Here is a 4841-nt window from a genome sequence, read left to right as displayed (position 1 = left end):
GGCCCGGACCGCGCCCCCTCGGTGAGGAGGCGCAGCCGGGCCGCCGCGTAGCCGCTGGGTCCCGAGTTCTCTGCTTCCTTGCGCACGTCCGTACTCGTCACCCAGCGACTCCTGTCCGTCTTCTGTTTCAGAGCGCGTCAGGCCCGCGCTCGCCGGTCCGCACCCGTACGGCCGTCTCGACCGGCAGGGACCAGACCTTGCCGTCACCGATCTTGCCGGTCCGGGCCGCCTTGACGATGACGTCGATCAGCTGCTCGGCGTCGTCGTCCTCGGCCAGCACCTCTATGCGGATCTTGGGTACCAGGTCCACGGTGTACTCGGCACCGCGGTAGACCTCGGTGTGTCCCCGCTGCCGACCGTAGCCGCTCGCCTCGGTGACCGTCAGTCCGTGGACCCCGAAGGCCTGGAGGGCCTCCTTGATCTCGTCGAGCCGGTGGGGCTTCACGACGGCGGTGATGAGCTTCATGCGTCCACCTTCTTGCTGGCAGTGTCGGCCACCCCGGCCGGGACTGCGGTCCGGGCGGCGCCGCCGCCGGCCCCGCTGAAGTCGTATGCGGTCTCGGCGTGCTCGGCCTGGTCGATACCGGCGACCTCGTCGTCCTCGGAGACGCGCATGCCGATCGTCCTGTCGAGGGCGAAGGCGAGGATCGCGGAGACGACCAGCGAGTAGCCGAGGACCGCGAAGACGCCCGCGCACTGCTTCCAGAGCTGGTCGAACGAGTGGTCGCCGTAGAAAACGCCGGTCGCGGTCGACTGGCCCTTGCCGGTGGCGAAGAAGCCGATGAGCAGGGAGCCCACGACACCGCCGACCAGGTGGACCCCGACGACGTCGAGGGAGTCGTCGTAGTTGAAGCGGTACTTCAGGCCGACGGCCATGGCGCACAGCACACCGGCGATGGCGCCGACGGCGATCGCGCCGAGCGGGGAGACCGCACCGCCCGAGGGGGTGATGGCGACGAGACCCGCGACCGCGCCGGAGGCGGCGCCCAGCGTGGTGAACGCGCCGTGCCGGATCTTCTCGTAGGCGAGCCAGGCCAGCATGGCGGCGGCGGTGGCGACCTGCGTGTTGACGAACATCAGCGCGCCGACGCCGTCGTCGTTGCCGAGCCACGAGCCGGCGTTGAACCCGAACCAGCCGAACCACAGCAGTCCGGCACCGAGCATGACCAGCGGGAGGCTGTGCGGACGCATCGGGTCCTTCTTGAAGCCGACCCGCTTGCCGATGACCAGGATCACGCCGAGCGCCGCGGCACCCGCGTTGATGTGGACCGCCGTACCACCGGCGAAGTCGATCACGCCGAGCTCGTAGGCCCAGCCGCCGGCGCCCCAGACCCAGTGCGCGACCGGGAAGTAGACGACCGTGGCCCACAGGGTGATGAACAGCGCCCAGGCGCTGAACTTGACGCGGTCGGCGAGCGCACCGCTTATGAGAGCGGGCGTGATGATCGCGAACATCAGCTGGAAGACCATGAATACGAAGATCGGGATGGTGTATCCGTCCCAGAGCTCCGTCAGACCGATGTTGCTGAGGCCCACCCAGTCCGAATTCCAGCCGATGAATCCGCCGGAATCGGTGCCGAAGGCGGCGGAGAAGCCGTAGAGGACCCACAGGATGGTGATGATCCCCAGGCTGATGAAGCTCATCATCAGCATGTTCAGCGTGCTTTTGACCCGGACCATGCCCCCGTAGAAGAAGGCCAGACCCGGAGTCATGAGCATCACCAGGGCGGAGCAAATGAGCATGAAGCCTGTGTTGGCCGGCGACAGCGTGGGCGCGTCTGCCGCAAGCGTGATGGCTGGTGCCATCGGCGTCTCCTCGTCGTTGGTACGGACCCGTGCGGGCGAAGCCTGAGCGGAATGAGGGGTGGGCCGGTTATGCGCCATGAGATTGACGCAGCGCCGTTTCGGTCGACGCCCCTCGTTGTTTCGCCGCGGTGACGAAGGCACCTTGCGTGTTACGCCTCGATGAACCGCCGGATTACGGGCGCGGAGATCGTTATCTTGGCGCAACCTTCGATGAAGGAAAGAAACCGGCCGCGGTCGGCCTTCCGATGACCTGGCGTGGGGGAGCCGAGTCGGGCAGTTCGGGAAGGCCGGCCGCGGCCGGGGTCGTGCGGGCTCAGACCGCTTCCGCCGTCTCGGGCAGCTCGACGGCGAGCTTCTCCGTCAGATCGACGATCTCGGCGAGATCCCCGAAATCGCGTACAGCGGTGTCGACGGTCTTCCGGATACGTGTGTTGACGCGCTCGGAGCGGACCTTCTTCGCGATGGCCATCGCCTCCTCGGCGAAGCCCGTGCTCCGTTCGGGTTCGCGCCGCAGCAGATGCACGGTGGCCATGCCGATCAGGTTGAGTGCGTACGACCGCTGGTGCTCGCGGTCCTGGCCGAACAGCTCCACGGCACGCTGCATGAGGGGCTCGGCCAGGGAGGCGTAGGCGGGGCTGCGGCCGGCGACATACGCGAGGTCCCGGTAGGAGTGGGAGTTCTCGCCGTACAGCTCGGCCTCGGAGAAGAAGCGGATCCAGTCGGGATCGGGCTCGTCCCACTCGTCGGCGTCGGCGAAGGTGTCCTCGGCCATCCGCACCGCGCGCTTGCACTTGCCGGGCTGGCCCATGTTGGCGTACGCGCGGGCCTCCATCGCATACAGCATCGACTGGGTGCGCGGGCTCGCGCAGTCGCGGCTGCCGTACTGCGCGAGGTGGATCAGCTCCAGGGCGTCCTCGGGCCGCCCCAGGTGGATCATCTGACGGCTCATGCTGGACAGGACGTACGAGCCGAGCGGCTTGTCGCCGGCCTCCCGCGCCGCGTGCAGGGCGAGGACGAAGTACTTCTGGGCGGTGGGCTGCAGGCCGATGTCGTAGCTCATCCACCCGGCCAGTTCGGCCAGTTCGGCGGCGACCTTGAACAACTTCCGTGCGACCGGCTCGGGCTGGGGCTCCTGGAGGAGGTCGGTCACCTCGTGCAGCTGGCCGACGACGGCCTTGCGCCGCAGCCCGCCACCGCACTGGGCGTCCCACTGCCGGAACATCACCGTGGTGGACTCCAGCAGCTCCAGCTCGGGCCCGGACAGCCGGCCGCGGGCGCGGGCGGCCGGCGTGGGGTCGGCCTCGGGCTCCTGCCGCGGACCGGGCAGGGTGGGCACCAGCCAGCGCTGCATGGGCTCGATGAGGGCCGGGCCCGCGGCCAGGCCCAGCGAGGTGCCGAGGAAACCACGCCGGGCCAGCATCAGGTCGCTGCGCGAGAACTCGCTGAGCAGGGCCACGGTCTGCGGGCCCGTCCAGGGCAGGTCGACGCCGGACACGGACGGCGACTGGCGTGCCGTGCGCAGGCCGAGGTCCTCTACGGAGACGACACAGCCGAAGCGCTCGGAGAACAGCTCGGACAGGATCCTGGGAATGGGCTCACGGGGGTTCTCGCCGTCCAGCCAGCGGCGCACGCGTGAGGTGTCGGTCGAGATGTGACTGGCACCCAACTGGCGGGCCCGGCGGTTGACCTGGCGCGCGAGCTCACCCTTGGACCAGCCGCTGCGCACGAACCACGAACCGAGCATGTCGTTGGGGCGCTTCTCAGCGTTCGCTCCGCTTCCGCCGTTGCCGCCCACTGGAACGCCCCCATCCCTGAGACCACTTGTCACTGACCACTTGCCACCGACTGCGCCAAGCACTATCAGAATGCCGGTAAATACGGCCCTCCGTCCCGGGGTTGCCACCCTTCGAACGGAAAGCCGGGTTGCCTCCGGCATACCCACAAGCGCATGCGCCTCCAGGCCTCGTGCACACAAAGTAATCCTACGATCACTCGCCCACCACGAGGATCCCTCAAACGCCACCATTCGCCACCCCTTCGGATGAACTCACGGCGGCCGCTACGCGATTCACTTGACACAGGACGGCCGGAAGTGAGCAGAGAGGTGCACACGGGGGCGCGCGTCGCCGTGTCCACAACCCTGAACACTCCAAGGCGCCGCCCACATCGCACGGCACCAGGGAGCGGGAACACGCAAAGTCACGCAGAGTGATGGATGGCGTTCGTATCGTAACCATCGGTGCGTCGGACCCGTTGGAGGGGGCATGGGCTTCACGATCGGCAGCAGTCTGGGTATCCGTGACATCCGGTCCGCCTCGCGCCGCCGCGGCCGCTCGTCGGAGTGCACCGCCGTGGCCGAGTTCACCGGACTGTGGGGCTGGGACGTCGTGCCCGGCGCCAGGGCCGCCGCGGGCGCCTGCTCCTGCGGCCGCCCCGACTGCCGGGCGCCGGGTGCGCATCCGCTCGACTTCGCGCCGGCGCTGCCTGCCGGGGCCACGCTGGACCAGGTGACCAAGGCGTGGGCCGAGGTCCCCGGGGCCGCCGTGATGCTTCCGGTCGGCCGCGCGTTCGACGTCGTGGAGGTGGCCGAGGCCGCCGGGCGCCGGGCCCTGGTCCGGCTGGAGCGCATGGGCCTTCCGCTCGGCCCGGTCACCGCCACCCCCGAGGGCCGCGCCCAGTTCTTCGTCGCCCCCGGCGCCGCCGCCGAGCTGCCCGCCCTGCTCTACCGGATGGGCTGGGACGACCCGACCGCCCTGGACCTGCGCGGCCTCGGCCCGGGTACGTACATCACCGCGCCGCCCTCCGACCGCGGCGGCCTCGGCCCGGTGCGGTGGCTGCGCCCGCCCGGCCTGGACTCGGCGAGCAGGCCGCCCGCGGCCCGGCTGCTGCTCGGCACGCTGGCGTACGTGGCCCACCGGTCCCGGCCGTGAACGGGTCCCGCCCCCGCACCGGTCCCATCCGCGAACCGGTCCGAGGCGCGCCGGGGGTCACGCGCGGCCGGGCGTGAGCGGACCGCCCACGACGAAGGGCCCCAC

Annotated in this window: 4 protein-coding genes; 1 reads left to right on the top strand and 3 read right to left on the bottom strand. The window is 70.0% G+C overall.

The window, feature by feature from the left end:
- Nucleotides 1–127 precede the first annotated feature (127 nt).
- The 3 genes from ABT085_RS43755 to nsdA all read right to left on the bottom strand — a co-directional run bounded on the left by ABT085_RS43755 (nt 128) and on the right by nsdA (nt 3601).
- Nucleotides 128–466 (bottom strand): P-II family nitrogen regulator, encoded by a 339-nt coding sequence (locus ABT085_RS43755; protein WP_003997576.1) that lies wholly within the window; start codon nt 464–466, stop codon nt 128–130.
- On the bottom strand, nt 463–1806 hold the full coding sequence (locus ABT085_RS43750; RefSeq protein ID WP_351622031.1) for an ammonium transporter: 1344 nt from the start codon (nt 1804–1806) through the stop codon (nt 463–465). Before ABT085_RS43750 ends, ABT085_RS43755 begins: the two co-directional genes overlap by 4 nt.
- 313 nt (nt 1807–2119) lie before the next feature.
- Nucleotides 2120–3601 carry a transcriptional repressor NsdA gene (gene nsdA, locus ABT085_RS43745; protein WP_351622028.1) on the bottom strand — a complete coding sequence of 494 codons (1482 nt, stop codon included), beginning with the start codon at nt 3599–3601 and terminating at the stop codon, nt 2120–2122.
- A 469-nt stretch (nt 3602–4070) separates the two neighbouring features.
- Between nsdA and ABT085_RS43740 the strand changes: the two genes are divergently transcribed.
- Nucleotides 4071–4736, top strand: coding sequence for a bifunctional DNA primase/polymerase (locus ABT085_RS43740; protein ID WP_351622026.1), 666 nt, complete (start codon nt 4071–4073; stop codon nt 4734–4736).
- The last annotated feature ends 105 nt before the right edge of the window (nt 4737–4841 follow it).

Source organism: Streptomyces sp. NPDC002265 (assembly GCF_040296125.1).
Taxonomy (GTDB): domain Bacteria; phylum Actinomycetota; class Actinomycetes; order Streptomycetales; family Streptomycetaceae; genus Streptomyces.
The sequence above is the reverse complement of the archived record's forward strand: the minus strand, read 5'-3'. Positions and strand labels throughout refer to the sequence as shown.